The sequence below is a fragment of the Priestia sp. SIMBA_032 genome, assembly GCF_046535215.1.
Taxonomy (GTDB): Bacteria; Bacillota; Bacilli; order Bacillales; family Bacillaceae_H; genus Priestia; species Priestia aryabhattai.
Genome location: NZ_JAWRXD010000448.1, coordinates 1 through 287 on the forward strand (window position 1 = coordinate 1; position 287 = coordinate 287).

General features: G+C 59.9%; 1 protein-coding gene. It reads left to right on the forward strand.

Annotated elements, in window-relative coordinates:
- The coding region (locus SB717_RS35120) for a type VI secretion system contractile sheath domain-containing protein (RefSeq protein WP_410907521.1) at window positions 1–287 on the forward strand (287 nt) is incomplete at both ends.

Consider the following 287-nt stretch of genomic DNA (forward strand, 5'->3'; position numbering starts at 1 on the left):
GCGTTTGAAAGCGCGCCGCTCGAGCAGGGTTCTTTGCTCGACGAGTTGATCGAAGCCACCCGTGTGCACCCGGGCGACGATGCTTATTCCATTACCCGTCAGGGGCTGGAGGCGTTCGTAGCCGAGTTGCTCGAACCGCGCCGCGCGACGGAGAAGGTGAGCCAGTCGCTGGTGGACGACATGATTGCGGGGCTCGACGCCAAGCTGTGCAAGCAGGTCGACGAAATTCTGCATCACGAGCAGTTCCAGAAACTGGAGTCGTCGTGGCGCTCGTTGAAATTTCTCAT